Annotated in this window: 16 protein-coding genes; 11 read left to right on the top strand and 5 right to left on the bottom strand. The window is 43.2% G+C overall.

The window, feature by feature from the left end; genetic code table 11:
- Positions 1–32 precede the first annotated feature (32 nt).
- The 4 genes from L6773_RS15825 (at position 33) to L6773_RS15810 (ending at position 3,647) form a co-directional block, all read left to right on the top strand.
- Complete coding sequence (locus tag L6773_RS15825; RefSeq protein WP_237855418.1) at positions 33–500, top strand: hypothetical protein; 468 nt, start codon at positions 33–35, stop codon at positions 498–500.
- Positions 484–963 carry an rRNA maturation RNase YbeY gene (gene ybeY, locus L6773_RS15820; RefSeq protein WP_237855417.1) on the top strand — a complete coding sequence of 160 codons (480 nt, stop codon included), beginning with the start codon at positions 484–486 and terminating at the stop codon, positions 961–963. Before L6773_RS15825 ends, ybeY begins: the two co-directional genes overlap by 17 nt.
- A 2-nt stretch (positions 964–965) precedes the next feature.
- Entirely contained in the window at positions 966–2,330 is a 1,365-nt protein-coding gene (locus tag L6773_RS15815) for a toprim domain-containing protein (RefSeq protein WP_237855416.1), read from the top strand.
- Positions 2,331–2,516: 186 nt separating this feature from the next.
- A complete protein-coding gene (locus tag L6773_RS15810; RefSeq protein WP_237855415.1) occupies positions 2,517–3,647 on the top strand; it encodes a DUF445 domain-containing protein in 1,131 nt (376 codons plus the stop codon).
- 246 nt (positions 3,648–3,893) lie between these two features.
- Here the strand turns inward: L6773_RS15810 and L6773_RS15805 are convergent, their stop codons facing one another.
- Positions 3,894–4,328, bottom strand: a complete 435-nt coding sequence (locus L6773_RS15805; protein ID WP_237855414.1) for a peptidylprolyl isomerase — start codon at positions 4,326–4,328, stop codon at positions 3,894–3,896.
- 188 nt (positions 4,329–4,516) lie between these two features.
- Between L6773_RS15805 and L6773_RS15800 the strand changes: the two genes are divergently transcribed.
- Together L6773_RS15800 and L6773_RS15795 are read left to right on the top strand one after the other, a co-directional pair.
- Positions 4,517–6,844 (top strand): penicillin-binding protein 1A, encoded by a 2,328-nt coding sequence (locus L6773_RS15800; protein WP_237855413.1) that lies wholly within the window; start codon positions 4,517–4,519, stop codon positions 6,842–6,844.
- Between the two features lie 91 nt (positions 6,845–6,935).
- Positions 6,936–7,979, top strand: coding sequence for a phosphotriesterase family protein (locus tag L6773_RS15795; protein WP_237855412.1), 1,044 nt, complete (start codon positions 6,936–6,938; stop codon positions 7,977–7,979).
- A gap of 330 nt (positions 7,980–8,309) precedes the next feature.
- Here L6773_RS15795 and L6773_RS15790 read toward each other — a convergent pair whose 3' ends face one another.
- Both L6773_RS15790 and L6773_RS15785 read right to left on the bottom strand, forming a co-directional pair.
- Positions 8,310–9,044, bottom strand: coding sequence for a gluconate 2-dehydrogenase subunit 3 family protein (locus L6773_RS15790; protein ID WP_237855411.1), 735 nt, complete (start codon positions 9,042–9,044; stop codon positions 8,310–8,312).
- 11 nt (positions 9,045–9,055) lie between these two features.
- A complete protein-coding gene (locus tag L6773_RS15785) occupies positions 9,056–10,795 on the bottom strand; it encodes a GMC oxidoreductase (RefSeq protein WP_237855410.1) in 1,740 nt (579 codons plus the stop codon).
- A gap of 359 nt (positions 10,796–11,154) precedes the next feature.
- Between L6773_RS15785 and L6773_RS15780 the strand changes: the two genes are divergently transcribed.
- The 5 genes from L6773_RS15780 to arsB all read left to right on the top strand — a co-directional run bounded on the left by L6773_RS15780 (position 11,155) and on the right by arsB (position 14,908).
- The gene (locus L6773_RS15780) at positions 11,155–11,487 is read left to right on the top strand and encodes an ArsR/SmtB family transcription factor (RefSeq protein WP_237855409.1); all 333 of its coding nucleotides are present in this window, start codon (positions 11,155–11,157) and stop codon (positions 11,485–11,487) included.
- Position 11,488: 1 nt separating this feature from the next.
- Positions 11,489–12,397, top strand: coding sequence for an arsenite methyltransferase (locus tag L6773_RS15775; RefSeq protein WP_237855408.1), 909 nt, complete (start codon positions 11,489–11,491; stop codon positions 12,395–12,397).
- 166 nt (positions 12,398–12,563) lie between these two features.
- Positions 12,564–13,187: an arsenate reductase/protein-tyrosine-phosphatase family protein gene (locus L6773_RS15770; protein ID WP_237855407.1), complete on the top strand. Its 624-nt coding sequence runs from the start codon at positions 12,564–12,566 to the stop codon at positions 13,185–13,187.
- A 190-nt stretch (positions 13,188–13,377) separates the two neighbouring features.
- The gene (locus L6773_RS15765) at positions 13,378–13,824 is read left to right on the top strand and encodes a DUF6428 family protein (protein WP_237855406.1); all 447 of its coding nucleotides are present in this window, start codon (positions 13,378–13,380) and stop codon (positions 13,822–13,824) included.
- A 43-nt stretch (positions 13,825–13,867) separates the two neighbouring features.
- A complete protein-coding gene (gene arsB / locus L6773_RS15760; protein ID WP_237855405.1) occupies positions 13,868–14,908 on the top strand; it encodes an ACR3 family arsenite efflux transporter in 1,041 nt (346 codons plus the stop codon).
- Here the strand turns inward: arsB and L6773_RS15755 are convergent.
- Together L6773_RS15755 and L6773_RS15750 are read right to left on the bottom strand one after the other, a co-directional pair.
- Positions 14,905–15,669, bottom strand: coding sequence for an MIP/aquaporin family protein (locus L6773_RS15755; protein WP_237855404.1), 765 nt, complete (start codon positions 15,667–15,669; stop codon positions 14,905–14,907). The two genes, arsB and L6773_RS15755, sit on opposite strands and share 4 nt — an antisense overlap.
- Before the next feature lie 145 nt (positions 15,670–15,814).
- Positions 15,815–16,765, bottom strand: coding sequence for a nucleotide excision repair endonuclease (locus tag L6773_RS15750; protein WP_237855403.1), 951 nt, complete (start codon positions 16,763–16,765; stop codon positions 15,815–15,817).
- Positions 16,766–17,151 lie beyond the last annotated feature (386 nt).

Raw genomic sequence — 17,151 nt, 5'->3', positions numbered from 1 at the left:
ACTGGTCAATAAATGTTACAATTGAGTACTCTATGATACACGAATTTACGGAAGACAATATTTTGTCCATTGGAAAAGTGTTGGAATCTACACCCAAAAGACTCGGTAACGATGTTTACAGGCTCGAAATGGATAACCAGGAAGATGGCAGAAAACTAGCGCTTGAAATACATCTTGGGCTTGAAGTCGATGAAAAGCGCATGAACATGGTATCCGTTTACTCCGGGAATACATTTTTACAGCTACACAACTGTACAGCATTCATAGCTAGTGAAATGCTGAAGCAGGTTACTTTTTTCGGAAAGCAAAATGGAATTACCTCCGGGCTGATTATTGAACAGGGTGCCGGTTGCAGCTTGTATTCCAACGTAGATGATTCCGTACTCACCGGCGATTTTACACAACTTCCTGAAGATATGATGATGTGCGGTGTAGCCCTGTCGTTGTCCGACACTCTCGATATCGACGATTTCTCTTTCGACGATGACAACGTTTCCTGATTTTCCCGGCGAATTAAACGAATCAGTTCTATCAGTTTATAATCCCTCTAATTTCGATCTGCCCGTAGAGTTACATGATCTGGAGAGTATCATCGGGCTTATCCAATCAGGAGAAAACATTACCTTCGAACTGGTTGAACTTGTCTACGTCGATGAGGAAGGCATCATTGAAATCAATAAAAAATACCTCGAGAGAGACTACGTAACTGATATTATATCCTTCAATTATAATGATGAGCAAGACTCAAGCCCATCAAAAGAAGAAATCGAAGGGACCTTATACTGCTGTGCCCCTCGAATTGCTGAACAGAGCAGCGAAATGGCATCCAATATTCAACAGGAATTTTATCGTATATTTATTCATGGGTTGCTACACCTTGCAGGGTACAATGATACTTCAAAGGATGAAAAAAATATTATGACGCAACTCGAAAATCACTACCTGGAACAGTTGAAAGACTGATCATGGATCTCTCTGTCTACACATTGCTAATTGTTGAATCTCCTACGATTGCGGGAATCATTCAAAAACTTTGTCCGCCTTCGGTGTATGTGCTTTCCACGGATGGATATTGCTGGCGACCCAAATATGATGCGACCCGTCATAAAATGAAAGCTATTGCCGATCCGGATAAACGTGAGATCCGGAAGGAGATGAAAGAACAATCGCAAATTGCCAATACCATTGTTGTGGGGGTCGACTCTGACCCTTCGGGTGATTTTATCGCGTGGTCTGTTAACAAATTTATCAAATCTTCCAATGTTAAGAGAGGACAGCTACAAAGCCTCAGCCGGGAGAGCATTCATAACATGCTGAGCGATACAACGGAACTGGATGAATCAATGCTTGAAAATCGTCTCAAAAACCGTTTACTCATTCAAAACGTCTGGCCAAAGCATGCAGAGATTTCAGACCTCCAACTTGCGGGTTTAGTATCTGTATTTGGGGCCCATCATCAGTTTCATTCCTTCCTGGATGAAAACAACCATTTATATCGAAGCACAAGCCCCGTACAATGCCCAATTGATGAGTGGATCGGAGTAAGAAGTGAATCGAATTCCAACGAGTTCAGAACTGTAAAACCGCTTTCCACATTTGAAGTTCTTGAGTTTCTGATCACTCAAAAATCTCCTGAAAGTGGGTATGACGCTCAACTGCTATTGAACCAGCTTTTTCAAACTATTTTACCTTTTTCTGAGGAGTCTCTCATCAGTTATCCGCGCACCTCGGCACAGGCTTTTTACAGTGATACCTGGACACATTTGAGAAAGCAGTATTTAAAACGGGGTTCGGTTAATGATCTGAAACCCACTTATTTACAAGAAATTGCCGATTCTGACAGCCCGCATGAGAGCATCCATCCTATTGATCTGTCCCTGGATCCGGGTACTATTTCTGGTGAGTTATCGAAAAATATCGGTCAGCTGTACAAGTGGATTTACGATCAAACAATACGAAGCCTTTCCATGCCTGAACCCATTGATAAAGTTTTGGTAAGTGATCTGAACCCGGATGTAGCGTTCTTTCCAAAATCATCCAAAAACAGGGTGAACGCACAATCTCTTAGACCCTGTTTGACTATGAGTGAACTTGGAATACTACTCGATGATTTGGGAGTCATCAAACCTTCCAATTTTGGAAAAACAGTTGATGAATTTATTTCGAAAGGATGGGTTCACCTGGACGGACCGGTGGTCGCGCCGGGGAAAGAAGTCCTGCAGAAACTGGATCTGGCAGATTCAACCCGAAAAAAACTTTCGGAGTTGAATCGAATAAAAGAAGAACCTACACTAACAATTGAAACAGCTGTTGATGTAATAACGTCTTAGTGAGAAATTCCCCTACGAAGGGCGAAAGTGTTAACAGAAGTTGATTCAAGGAGCTAACTTGCTTTACACCATGTTTATGCCCTCATTACGGGCACGAGTGAGTCAACTACGCTAAAGGATCGTTGAGCGAGGATGCTCGCGCGAATACTTTTATAAATATTTGATCTATAAGATGTCTATCAACCGATGGAAGTAGAAGAAAAAAAACCTGTGACTACGAATACGGATTCATCCGGGGAAGAGAGTCATTTTAAAAAACTCGGGGAGATCATCTCCAAGTATCTTGAGTTTGATTCCGGCAGTACCTCTAAAGATATCCGGGCTACATCTGCTCCCACGATTGCAAAATTACCGATTCTTCAAGTTTTAAAACCGATTCCCTGGATTCTTTGTGCCCTGTTTGCGTTCTCGTTCCTTTGGGATTTCCAGGGATTCGGAGCTGAGATTTTCGGCCTTTCTCTCCAATTTGAAGGGATCATACGCATCATCTCCGTTAGTGGTATGATCGGTTTCCTGACCAACTGGATTGCCATTACAATGCTTTTCAGGCCGGTGAAGAAACGGCCACTGCTTGGGCAGGGATTGGTTCCCGCACACAAGGATCGGATTGCATATCGACTCTCGCATGCTGTTTCGGAAGATCTTATCAACCCGGAACTAATCAAACAGAAAATTCGGGAATCGAAGGCGATTAGCCACTACCGACTACAGGCGATAGATCATATTGAGCAGATTACCGAACGGGAAGATTTTCGGAAAGATTTAAAAACCTGGTTACTCGAGTACATTGACTCTATGGTTCAAAATCCTGAATTCCGAAAGAAAGTTTCCGATCACATTTTATTGGAAATTGAGGATGCACTACAGAACCGGGCACTGGAAAAAGCTGCTTTAAAAACGTATTCGTTTCTCAGTGGTCAAACACTCCACCAGTTCATCAATAACCTGTTAGAGCGATTACCGGTCACCGCAGAGCGAAATATCGGGTACATTGAAGAGTACCTAGATGAGTTCCCTGAAAAGATCCACCGCAACAGTGACAAGATTGACGAGGTCATCACGCTTCTTCTCTATAAACTGATTAACCAGCTTAATGTGCAGAATTTGGTGGAGGAAAATCTCCAAAAATATGATGAGCAGCGCCTCGAAATGATGATTCGCAATGCCACCAACGAACAGCTGAAGACTATTCAGTATCTCGGTGCTGTTTTGGGGACGATTGGTGGATTTGTGATATGGGAACCGATTATCAGCTTAATTGGACTGAGTATTATATTCGGAGCAGTTTACCTGATCGACTGGTGGTTGTATCAGTAGATCAAGGAGTCATCGGATGAGTCTATTCAGCTTTTACATGATATCCTAATTGAATACTCATCCGATGACTTGAGTAACGAGAAAACATGGTATGTCTCTTGCAAGATTTCCACAACTCTCCTAACAATCATTATGGAATTTGTTAAATTAAAGCCGCTGATCAGACATACCATGTTTAGAAATAAGTAAACTTCTTTACAAGATCCGCGAAGTTTCAAAAAGACTTCGCGGATCTCGCACTTTCTTTTATTCAACAATCTCGATCGCTTCAATCCTATCTCCCTGCTCAATCTCATCAATCACATCCAGTCCATCTACAACTTTTCCGAATACAGTGTGATTTCCGTCGAGGTGAGCAGTGTTTTTTCGACTATGGCAGATGAAGAATTGGGAGCCGCCTGTATTTCGTCCGGCATGAGCCATCGATAACACCCCTCGCTCGTGGTATTGATTCTCGCCATCCAGTTCGCAGTCGATGGAGTATCCGGGCCCACCGGAACCGTCTCCTTTGGGGCATCCGCCCTGGATCACAAAATCCTGGATAACACGATGAAACGTAAGCCCATCGTAAAATCCTTTATTTGAAAGTGCTACAAAATTATCAACCGTATTGGGAGCGTCTTCAGAGAAGAAGTTTACTTTCATGTCTCCTTTCTCAGTTTTTATGATTGCTTTCGGCATAGTGGTATCTTCTGATTAATTTTTAAAATTGTTCGGCTGCAAATATATGGTTTTCAACGGAATGTTGAACATTTGAAACCTTAGAATTTTTGAATGGAACTGATTTATCTGAACGTTGTATAAATTATCTTCAGACACTCTTTTTCTAAAGAACTTATACTAATTTATCGGTGAATAAACAGATCAATTTGAGTAAAACCAAAAAGCGAATTCTCATTGGTTTTTGTGCCTTGCCACTGGCTCTTGTCATTATTTTTATATCTATGGTTTACGGTGGCTATTTTGGCCCTGTTCCCGGAACGGACGAACTCTCATCCATTCAAAATTACGAGGCCTCCCAGGTATTCTCCTCTGATGGAAAACTTCTTGGTACCTATTACCTGCAAAACCGAACGGAAGTATCCCTCGAGGAGATCAACCCGTTAATGACACGGGCCCTGATTGCTGTAGAGGATGCACGTTTTTATGAACATAACGGTATTGATGAACGAGCACTTGCCCGTGTTCTTTTTAAAACCATTTTATTAGGTCAGGACACCGGCGGTGGAAGTACTCTCACCCAACAGCTTGCAAAAAATCTCTATCCGAGGGATGAAACCGGTTGGTTTCACCTTGTAGGGGATAAATTCAGAGAGATGATTATCGCTCGAAGACTGGAACGGGTGTACTCAAAAGAGAAGATTCTATCCCTCTACCTGAACAGCGTCTCTTTTGGAGAGGAAATTTACGGTGTTGAGATGGCTGCCCTTCGATTTTTTGGCAAGGATGCCTCCGACCTGAATCTGCAGGAAGCCGCTACGCTAACAGGCATGCTGAAGGGGACCTCCTGGTATAACCCTAAAAATCATCCCGAAAGAGCTAAAGAGAGACGTAATGTAGTCCTCAATCAAATGGTGAGATATGGAAACCTATCTTCAGAAGTTGCAGATTCGGTGATGGCTCTGCCTACGCAATTGACCTATACTCGTATCACCTCCAATGAAGGACCTGCCCCCTATTTTCGAGAACACATTCGGCAAGAGGTGTCGAGAATACTTGAATCAAGAACCGGTTCAGATGGAAAAAAATATAACCTCTATACAGATGGCCTTGAGATCCAAACCACGGTTGATTCGAGAGTACAAATAGCGGCTGAAAAAGCTGTGGATGCACAAATGAAGGAGCTACAGGATTTTCTCAATCGCCAAATTGAACGCAGTCCCATCTTTGCAGATAGAAATGATTCGACTATTCATTATGCATGGAGACAAACGGACCAGTACGAACAGTTAAAGAATGCAGGCCGAACGGACTCCGAAATCGACAGTGTTCTACACACTCCAAGACAAATGGAGCTCTTTACATGGGATGGATATGAACAGAGATCAGTTGCACCGTATGATTCTTTGAAACATTATTTATCCTTTCTGAATTCTGGGTTTTTGGCGATGAAACCTCAAAACGGACATGTAGTGGCCTGGGTTGGCGGAATCAATCATAAACATTTTAAGTACGATCATGTAAAATCGAAAAGACAAGTGGGCTCGGCCTTCAAACCGATCGTCTATGCAGCTGCTCTTGAATCGGGAATGCGTCCCTGCGATTATCGAAGAAATATTCTTACTACTTACGAAGAGTATGAAGAGTGGACCCCCAGAAACCATGCCGATGAGTATGGCGGACGATATTCAATATCAGCAGCGCTGGCGAATTCCTACAACACAATTGCAGTGGATCTTCTGATGGATACCGGTATTCCGGAAGTCCAAAGCACCGCACAAAAAATGGGAATTCAATCGTATATACCGTCAGAACCCTCTATCGCATTGGGAACAGCTGAAGTTTCCCTGATGGAACTGGTCACCTCCTACACCTCCTTTTTAAATGAGGGCCGACCGGCAACTCCCATTTTGATTACATCCATAAAAAATGCCCAGGGGGAAGTGATTTATCAGCCCGAAAATGAAACTCCCGGGTACAATGAGCAGGTGGCGTCAGCTATGGATGATAACTCTCTCTCACCCCGAACGGCAGCCACTATGGTTCGAATGCTTGAAAAAGTTGTGAATGAGGGAACCGGTTACAGGCTTCGATCCAGGTTTGGAATTGATCATGCACTCGCCGGAAAAACCGGAACCACCCAAAATTACACCGATGGATGGTTTGTGGGCATGACACCCGAAATGGTATTTGGTACGTGGGTCGGCGGATGGAACTACCGGGTTCGGTTTGATGGCTCTATGGGATATGCATCACAGACAGCTCTTCCCATTGTGGGTCGTTTTCTTCAAAATATCCAAGACTACCCTGAGCTTGAACAGGCAGACCGTTTTTACTCGAACCAAACCAGCTTGTCTTACCGTTTGAACTGTCCGGATTTTCGGCCTGATAAGCTCAGTGACCGTCTCAAGGATTTTTTCCAGGGTCGGGATGATGACGAACCTGTTGTAAAAGATGATGAAGAGAAAAAATCAATTTTTGGGAGAATACGCAGCATTTTTACAAAAGATGATGATGAAAGTAATTCAGATAACTAAATATCTCCTATTTAAAAGTATTGCTATTTCCGATTGAAGTATTAATTTGATAGGAGTTATTTTTTAGACTTCAAATTCCAATATTTCAATCATGCACTCAAACAGACTTCTTCTACCCGTTCTTATCGCAGCTTTGATCACCGGCTTCTCCTGTACGTCAGATTCTGCAGATGAGGGGCGAACGATCATGACTGTAAAAGGCCCAATCAATGCTTCAGAAATGGATACCACGCTTGTCCACGAACATGTAATGGTTGATTGGATTGGGGCGGACAGTACCGGCTACCACCGCTGGGATCGTGAAGATGTAGTGGAAAGGGTTCTCCCCTACTTGCTGGAAGTTAAAGAGTTGGGTCTCAATACCTTTTTTGATTTGAGTCCTGCCTATCTCGGTAGAGACCCGTTTATTCTCGCTGAACTTTCTGACCAATCCGGATTAAACGTGGTTACCAACACCGGTTTTTACGGGGCAGTTGATAATAACTTTATGCCTCAGTTAGCTTACGAGAACAGTTCGGATGAAATTGCTGAAATCTGGATTGATGAGTTTGAAAACGGTATTGAAGGAAGTGACATACGGCCGGGCTTCATGAAAATTTCTGTCGGGAGTGAGCAACCACTTTCTAATCTGCACCAAAAAATTGTAGATGCAGCCATCAAAACTCATCTCGAAACAGGGCTGACCATTACTTCACACACGATCGGGGATGTTCCTGCTCTTGAGCAAGTTGAACGCTTGACCAGCAGCGGTGTATCTCCTGCAGCGTGGGTTTGGACTCATGCCCAATCAGGTACTCTTGAAGGGAATTTAGAGGCTGCTGCAGAGGGTGCATGGATCTCTCTTGATAATGTAAATGATGAAGGCAATGACGGCGGAAATATTGAGTGGACTGCAGATCGAATTGAAGAACTCAAAGAAGCTGGTTTTCTGAACCAGGTCCTAATCTCACATGATGCCGGGTTTTACGAAGCGGATACCGAAAACGGAGGAGACTTCAGGAGCTACACCGATATTTTTGAAAGCTTGATTCCGGAACTGAAAGAGAGAGGTTTTTCGAATGAGGAGATCAATCAGCTTCTAATTCAAAACCCACAAGAGGCGTATGGCATTCGGGTGAGAAGATCTGAAGGGTGATCGTGAAGAATGGGGCTGAAGCCACTAATTGTGAATCTTCTCTAACCGTAAGCTAAAGCAGACGGTAATTTATATTCTTACTTGTTGCAAAAGTCTAAACGTGTTTAGCGAATTGACATCTTGCTAGGTGCCTTTTCCGATCTCATCTTAGCTTTGAAGGCAATTGTCTTTGACATATAACGCTGACAGATCCGGTAGGTGCTGTCAGGTTTGTTGATTAGCGAAGGTCTCCTTCGCTACGCCTACTACGCCTACTACGCCTACTACACCTACTACACCTACTACACCTACTACACCTAGTATGAAGCTCCGCTTCTACTATCAAAAAAACTACCCGCTATCCCCGGATCGATTGATCACATTTCCATCTTCGTCCCACTCAGCTAATACGTACCGCTCCTCCTCTTTGATGTATTTATCCATCATCTCTTCGTCATAGGAAAAGCCGTGTTCTTCCAGAACTTCCTGTGGTACGCCATCCCAAAAACCGGGCGTATTTCCTTTGTAGTCCATGTACTCAACTCCCATCTCAGAAGTAAAAAATCCTGTTGAAACGAGATCACGCATCCGGTTAAAAAATCGAACTCCATACATCATATCAGGATCGGCATCATCGGGCCAGGCGATCAGGTCCACCATCTCTATCCGTTCTTCTTCAGTACAGTCGACGAATCTGCTTCCAAATCGTTCATTACACTGACTATCCAGCCACATCAAACCGCCACGCGTTGGGTTTTGGAACGGCGGGTAATCTTTCATCATAAACTCGATAAAGTCAGGTACTCCGGCGTCAGTCGCACTTCCCGATTCTTCATCTGCTGGTATAATGATATCCGCTAAAACGGCAACTGTAGCCATTTCATGATCGGTAAAAAATGTTTCCGACCTCAAACGGGCATCTCTCTCCTCTTCTTCTTCCGTCCGGCCATATCCCGGCCCACCGCCATTTTCGGCGATAATCTCTTCACTTCGTCGTTGATCTTCCGGAGTACAGGAACTTGACATGAAAAGTGCAGCTCCCGCTCCGCCTGCTAATAATAATTTAAGATGTTCTCTTCTGTCCATAATTCTGTTGATTAGAGATTTCCTTTTTCCATTTGATCGACAATGTAATCCGAGGTCCTCCAGGAAAGTGCCATGATGGTCCATGTTGGATTTTTATCCGCCTGCGATACAAAACTTCCGGCATCCACCACAAACAGGTTTTCACACTCATGAGCCTGAGAGTACTCATTCAGAACGGATGTTGAGGGATCATCTCCCATTCTTGTAGTTCCAACTTCATGGATAATTCGCCCGGGAGCCGCAAGATTATAGTCGGTTTCGGGGCCCGGTTTATCACCCAGCAAAATCCCACCCAAATTGGTCAAAATCTCCTCGAATGTATCATGCATATGCTTTGCCTGGTTAATCTCGTGTTCACTCCATGTATAATTGAATCGGAGCACGGGAATACCGTATTTATCGACTGTATCCGGATCGATCTCACAATAGTTGTCGTATCTGGCGATACATTCACCTCGACCCGAAATTCCAACTGTTGAACCGTATAATTTTCGAATATCCTGTTTCAGGCCTTTACCGTAGCCTCCATTGGGTGAAGGGTTACCCATTTCATCTTTGATATACTGTCGCGCCGAGTCCATTCCAAATCCTGTACCGTAGAGCGGCATTCCCATCCCACCGTAATATTCGAGATGATAGCCGCGCGGAAAGTCGAGTTGTGAATTATCTCCCCACCAGGGAGTATAAACATGCATACCCCCCACACCATCTTCATTGTATCGCTTGCGATCAATCAGTTCGGGAATTATTGCAGACCTTGATGTTCCTGTTGAATCGTGAAGATATCGACCGAGAACACCACTTCCGTTTGCCAATCCATTGGGGTGTTGTGCTGATTTGGAGTTCAGCATAATTCTAGCAGTTTCACATGCCGAGGCTCCCAAAACAACTGTACGAGCTTTCACCTGGTATTCCTGCATATCCTCTTTGTTGATATAAACAACGCCGGTTGCCAATCCGTCGCCGTTGGTAGTGACTTCGCGGACCATTGCATTGGTATAGAGGTCCACTTTACCACGTTCCATGGCTGGCTGAACCAGGCATGTACCGGCCGAAAAATCAGCATAAGCATTGCAAGCCCGATTACACTGGCTGCAATAAAAACAGGCCCCTCTGCGCTCACTCACCCGACGGGTTAATATAGAAAGCCGTGATGGAATTACAGGAACTCCGGCCTGTTCAGCAGCTCTTTGAATATAGAGCTCGTGAAGTCTCGGCTTGGGTGGGGGCAGAAAATAGCCATCAGGATCGTTTGGCAATCCCTCATTCGTCCCAAATACTCCAATCAGTTTATCTACCCTGTCGTAGTAAGGGCTGATATCTTCGTAGCCGATGGGCCAGTTATCACCCAGCCCGTCAATATCTTTTCTCCTGAAATCCTCCGGACCAAACCGAAGCGAGATTCGTCCCCAGTGATTGGTTCGCCCACCCAACATACGGGATCGAAACCAGTCGAATTCGGTTCCATCATTTCTGGTGTAAGGTTCACCATCAATTTCCCAGCCTCCCCAGGCGGCATCAAAATCTCCGAAATCCCGAACGGTACTGGCTCCTCTTCGGGGGGATTCCCATGGCCAGCGCAGTTGAGTCCTGTACTCTTCCTGGGCGGGATCAAAATATCCACCGGCTTCTAAAACCGCTACGGACAGACCGGATTCAGCGAGGATCTTAGCAGCCATCCCGCCACCGGCTCCGGATCCCACAATTGCAACATCATACTTATCACCAGAGGTTTGGATTTGAAAACTCATATACTGCTATTCGATTTATTTGGAGAGTAACGTTCAATTCGGTGAACAGATTACAATATTTTCGATAAAAAATGAAACCGTTTCAATTAAATTGACATTGAATCATTTTGCGACGTCGCAGATTTGCAAGATGAAACACCCGGAACTGTAATTACGGGCTTTTCTGCAGTTTAATTTCCCTAAAGTTGGTCAGCCTGAGATAGGCCGTGCCGATAGCACTTTTCAGTTTTATTGCCACTCCCCTGGATAAATCTCCTAACTGGCGCAAGTGGTGAGAGAACTCAAAATTTTATTCATGATAATCATTGACAACAAAGACAAATCCGTTTATATTCATCGTAAATTTACGATATACGATTATGGCAATTACAAAAGCAGAACTATTTGACAAAAAGCAGGTTCAAACCGCGGAGTTTGCAAAAGCATTAGGACATCCCGCAAGGATTGCAATTCTTGAAATCCTGGCGAAACGGGACACATGCATCTGTGGAGATATCACAGAACAGCTGCCACTCGCTCAATCTACGGTTTCTCAACATCTGAAAGCCCTGAAATCAGCAGGCATTATTAAAGGTGAGATTGACGGCGTTCGAACCTGCTATTGCCTGGACGAAGAAACAATTTCCGATCTGCAGGAGATCATGAAGAATTTTTTAACAAATCTTTCAACTCAACATTCTAATTGCTGTTAATATGAGCATAAACCAAAAAACTTCTGAGGAACTTAAAGAAACGGTTCGAAACAAATACAGCCAAATCAGTGACCAGGGTGCCGATTACAATGCCCGTTCATGCTGTGGAGCCGGTGGTGAATCCAAAAAAGTCTATAATATCATGACTGATGATTATAGTGAACTGGAGGGATACAATTCTGATGCTGATCTCGGGCTCGGCTGTGGTCTCCCTACTCAATTTGCCAAAATTAAAAAAGGTGATACGGTTATCGACCTCGGTTCGGGTGCAGGAAACGACTGTTTTGTAGCTCGCCATGAAACAGGGCCCGAAGGCAAGGTTCTGGGTATTGACTTCACTGAATCGATGATTAGCAAAGCTCGGCAGAATGCAGAAAAATTGGGTTACAATAATGTAGAGTTTCGATTCGGCGATATCGAGGAGATGCCCGTTTCCGATAATATAGCGGACGTAGTTGTAAGTAATTGTGTACTAAACCTGGTCCCCGACAAGCCAAAAGTGTTCTCGGAAATCCATCGTGTTTTAAAACCGGGTGGACATTTCAGCATTTCTGATATCGTACTGGAGGGAGATCTGCCGAAGTCTCTTCGGCAAGATGCCGAAATGTATGCCGGATGTGTAGCCGGAGCCATTCAAAAAGAAAAGTATCTGAATCACATTCATGAGGTTGGTTTTGAAAATATCACCATTCAAAAAGAAAAGCCGATTGAACTACCGGATGATATTTTGAGTCAGTATCTCAATCATGAAGAGATCAATGAGTTCAATTCAGGTGGAACCGGCATCTACAGTATCACTGTCTTTGCTCAAAAACCTGGCAAAACCAATGTATCATATCAAAACCAAGTTACTGAATTGGTTTCAGAAAATAACTCTGCTAGTTGTGAACCAGGATCGGGTTGCTGTTAAATTTTTTCCATCCAATTTTTAATTAGTCGAAAGATAATTCAATTGAGAACCTGTCAGAGTCCGGATTCTCCATCGGCGTGACACTGCCAACCCCGAGTACTCTGGCAGATCGCTGATCATATAATGAACTACCCTACGAAAAATTGAATGAATTGCTGAAACCATCATGTATACAACATTAAAAACCTATTTATCAAACCTGGAATCAAATTTTGATTCCATTCCAACATCCCGAAAAAATGATTTAGAAAAGGTAGCAGATTATGCCGGTTCGAAACTTGGTCACGATGAGACCGCTAAATTGAATTTTATCTGTACACACAACAGCCGGCGGAGTCATTTAGCCCAGATCTGGACAGCGGTTGCTGCTAGCCACTATAACGTAAATGATATAGAAACCTATTCCGGTGGAACAGAAGCCACGGCTTTTAATCCACGAGCCGTTGCAGCACTGGAACGAGCCGGATTTCAAATTGAAAACCCAGGGGGCGAAAATCCAAGGTACAAAGTTCGGTTTGATGAGGACTCCGACCCGATGATCTGCTTCTCAAAAACATTTGATGACCCTGTAAATCCCGACTCAGGTTTTGCTGCAATTATGACCTGCTCCGATGCCGATGAAAACTGTCCGTTTGTGCCGGGTGCTGAATTCAGGAAGCCGATCACCTATCGCGATCCCAAAGAATCAGACGGAACCGAAAAAGAAACTGAAACTTATGATGAACGCTGCAAACAGATCGCAACGCAGATGTTTTATATGATGAGTTTGACAAATAGAAATTTAAAATAACATCAAAAAATTTAGATTCGACATCTCGATAATCCCTCTTAACCGGAGAACCACGAATAGCTGAGCAAATGATCTGATAGATGGAAAAGCTGATTAAATTCATTATTTAATGAGAAAAATCAGAATAGCATAAACATCTTAATGAGTATCAAAAAAAATTTACCAATATTAATCGCAAAAATACGATAGGATGAATACTGCTACATTTATACATAAACTTATCTCCAACTCTGGCAAGAAACTCCAATTTGTCTTACCGGATCAGACAGTGATCTCGGGTGACCTCCATATCACAGAAATTCAGCACCACTCGGTTGATTCGGTTGATTGTGGTGGCAATCCCCACTCCTATGACGAAACTGTTATCCAGCTTTCAGTCAATGAATGGTCAGATACAGTTGCTGACTGGACAACCGACAAAGCAATCAAAATCATTGATATTGTGGGCCAGGAAAAGTCCTACAAAGATAATGCTGAACTGTTTATTGAATTTGGGGATTCCAATTTTCCTACTATTCGGTATTCCATTGAGTCTTTTGATAGTACCACTGAATCAGTATCACTTCAATTGAATGTAAAACCAACGGTTTGTAAGCCTAAATTGAATGTTGGAAAGGAATTAGTTACTTGTTGTTAAGTACATTCGGAAAACGAAATTTATCAATCGAAAAAAATTAAAGATGCCTGAATCAAAAAAACAGATGGACTTTTTTGAGAGGTACCTCACACTTTGGGTACTTCTCTGTATAGGAATTGGAATCGGAGTTGGGTACCTGGCAGGGGATTCGATAGAGGTTATCAGCGACTGGGAAATCTACAGGGTGAATATTCCTGTAGCTATATTAATCTGGCTGATGATATATCCGATGATGTTGCAAGTGGATTTCGCTTCTCTTAAAGAGATTGGCAAATCCCCAAAAGGTGTAGTGTGGACGGTGATCATTAACTGGGCCATCAAACCATTTACCATGGCCTTTTTTGCATGGATCTTTTTTGATCAGATCTACTCGGCCTGGCTTTCACCTGAACTTGCCGATCAATATATAGCCGGAGCGATATTATTGGGTGCCGCTCCTTGTACCGCTATGGTGTTTGTTTGGTCGTATTTGTCGGATGGAGATCCCAATTACACATTGGTTCAGGTTTCGGTTAATGATCTGCTAATACTGATCTTATTTATTCCCATTGTAGGATTGTTACTTGGTATCACCGACATAACTATTCCGTGGAATACGCTGGCAGCTTCCATCATTGTGTTTGTTGTGATTCCATTGGTTGCAGGATATCTCACGCACAAGATTGCAATCAGCCGAAAAGGGCAGGAGTGGTACACGTCTAAATTCTTGCCAAAATTCAAACCGGTTTCTATTTCAGCCTTATTAATTACTCTGATTTTATTGTTTGCATACCAGGGAGAACGAATCATAGACCAGCCGATTGACATTTTGTTAATCGCGATTCCTCTAACCCTTCAAACCTATTTTATTTTTGTATTAGCATGGTACGGTGGGAGGAAAATTGGACTGCCATACCAGGTTTGTGCTCCCGGTTCAATGATCGGTGCCAGTAATTTTTTTGAATTGGCTGTAGCTGTAGCCATTGCACTGTTTGGATTACAATCAGGGGCGGCATTAGTAACCGTGGTAGGTGTTCTTATTGAGGTACCGGTGATGCTCTCATTGGTTCGATTCGCGAATAAACAGAGGGCATCTTACAACTAAAAAAGAAGGTGCAATCCGGCTGCTACTGCCGCACCAACAAGCGGGGCGATAACAGGAACCCAGGAATAGGCCCAGTCACTACTTCCTTTATTTGAAAATGGAAGAATAGCATGGGCAATTCGTGGCCCAAGGTCCCGTGCAGGATTGATAGCATAACCAGTGGGACCACCTAGTGCCAGACCTATTCCCAAAACCAGAAGTCCAACCGGCAGAGCTGAAATAGCTCCTAAACCAAACCCGACTTCCTGCCCTTCAATCACAATCGTTGTGAGTAGTTCACCATTCGAACCAATAAAGCCTGCTTCCGGCAGAAGAAGAATACCATAAACAAGAATAAATGTACCAATTACCTCCGTAAGAAAATTAGCGGGGTAGTTTCTTATCTCGGGTGCGGTGGAAAAAATTGCCAATTTGGTTGGGCCATCTTCAGTTATTTCAAAATGATCTTTATATGCCAACCAAACCAGTACTGCTCCCAAAAAGCCCCCAATCGTTTGTGCAATGATGTACGGAATCACTAATCCCCATTCAAACAAACCGGCTACGGCTAAACCGACCGTTACTGCAGGATTGATATGAGCACCACTAAACTGGCCCATTGTAAATACAGCGATAAAAACTCCCATCCCCCATCCCCAGGTGATGACAATCCATCCGCTGTCATAGCCTTTGGTTTTGTTGAGCACAACATTAGCAACAACGCCGCCCCCAAACAATATGAGTATTGCCGTTCCAATAATTTCTGCTACGAAAGGAGACATAATTTACCTTTAATGTGGTTTCAATTTTTAGTTTGATTTTTCAAAGTACATTTTCATACAGCTTAACTGTCATTATTCTGTGTAAATTGAAATAACCTGAATTAAAAAAACAGAAAAATAGATGAATAGCAATAGAGCTCTTTTGTCAGTTGACGATAGTTTGTTGTTGGTTGTTGTTAAATCGCGTTATTAAATCATCGAGTTCGGTTTGATCAATCAAATGGGACTCTTCGTTTTCTTTTAATTCTCTCATCATTCGATAGCGATGGAGGTTTCGTTGATAAAATGTTTCTAGGATCTCAACATTCTCATCAATAAAATTATTGGTAAATACAGAGCCATCTTTCGGTTCAACAGTTTCTTTCAGGTAACTGAGAAGATCTTTTGAGTTTCCCAAAAACCAATGGTCTATCATCGATTCCAGGTTTTCTGTTCCGGAATTGATTTGATTTTGGAGCGGAAGTTGAAACCGCATGGGTGTCAAGTTTCGGCTGAGCTGAACCGGCAAAAAATGTGGTGAGAGGGATCCAAATTCACTCATCCACATCAGTTGGAGGAGTGACCCAAGCGAACTTCGAACTGTTCTGTGTCCTTTAAAACACCCATAAGTTTTTGAATCAACATGATTGTTATATGAAGGAGGAAACTTTTGATAGAGTGGTTTCTCCTCTTCAGGGAATAATTGCCCGGATGGGTTCATGGAAAGGCCAAAGATTAGTGCCTTCTCCGATCGCTGAACTGTAATAAAATAGTATGTTTCAGTATGCTTATTAGCATGATTGAATTCTGGGCGGTGCTTGCGAATCCAATAGTTCTCTTGAAGAATAGCTTCCTCTTCGGATTCCGTTAGATCATAATCAAACCGTTGAATCCGGCTGATTAACTTCGATTCTTTCCTCGACGTTCTTCCCGGCCTGGCTCGTTTATAGGTAAAAAGTCTTCTCCTTAAATTTTTTGCTTTTCCAACATAAAGAATTTGTCCGTCCTCATCATAGAAGCGATAGATTCCCGGCTCCTGTGGAATATCGGCAAATAGTTCGGGACCAAGCCTCTGCTCCAGGATGGGTTGAGCCTCAAAAAGTTCTGGTATATTCACATCATAACGATTCATTGAGCATTTTGGGAGAGAATAAACAAAGGGGCTGACAGCATAGAGTCACCCAACTTGAACTACCGAATTTTAAACCGTCAAGAGCGTAGAGGGGCGCAAAGTATCTTTTGGCACGCCAATCCGAAGCTCCGCTTCTACTGAATCATTACACTATTTATCAGAAATCAACTCATAATTCCAATGCATTTCTGTAACTGCACGCATATTTTCATTATCTGATCCTATGGACAAATTCTGCATGCTGTTCGATAGTCAATCACATGTTTGAACTAACTCAGATTCTTGCAGGCCTTCAGCCTGCCTTGAGGATACTTACTCCTAAAACCCAGGGCGATGCCCCGGGCTGATATATCTTAGGCTTTCAGCCTATT

This window comes from Rhodohalobacter sulfatireducens (assembly GCF_022012475.1).
Taxonomy (GTDB): domain Bacteria; phylum Bacteroidota; class Rhodothermia; order Balneolales; family Balneolaceae; genus Rhodohalobacter; species Rhodohalobacter sulfatireducens.
This window is presented reverse-complemented; position numbering and strand designations above follow the sequence as displayed.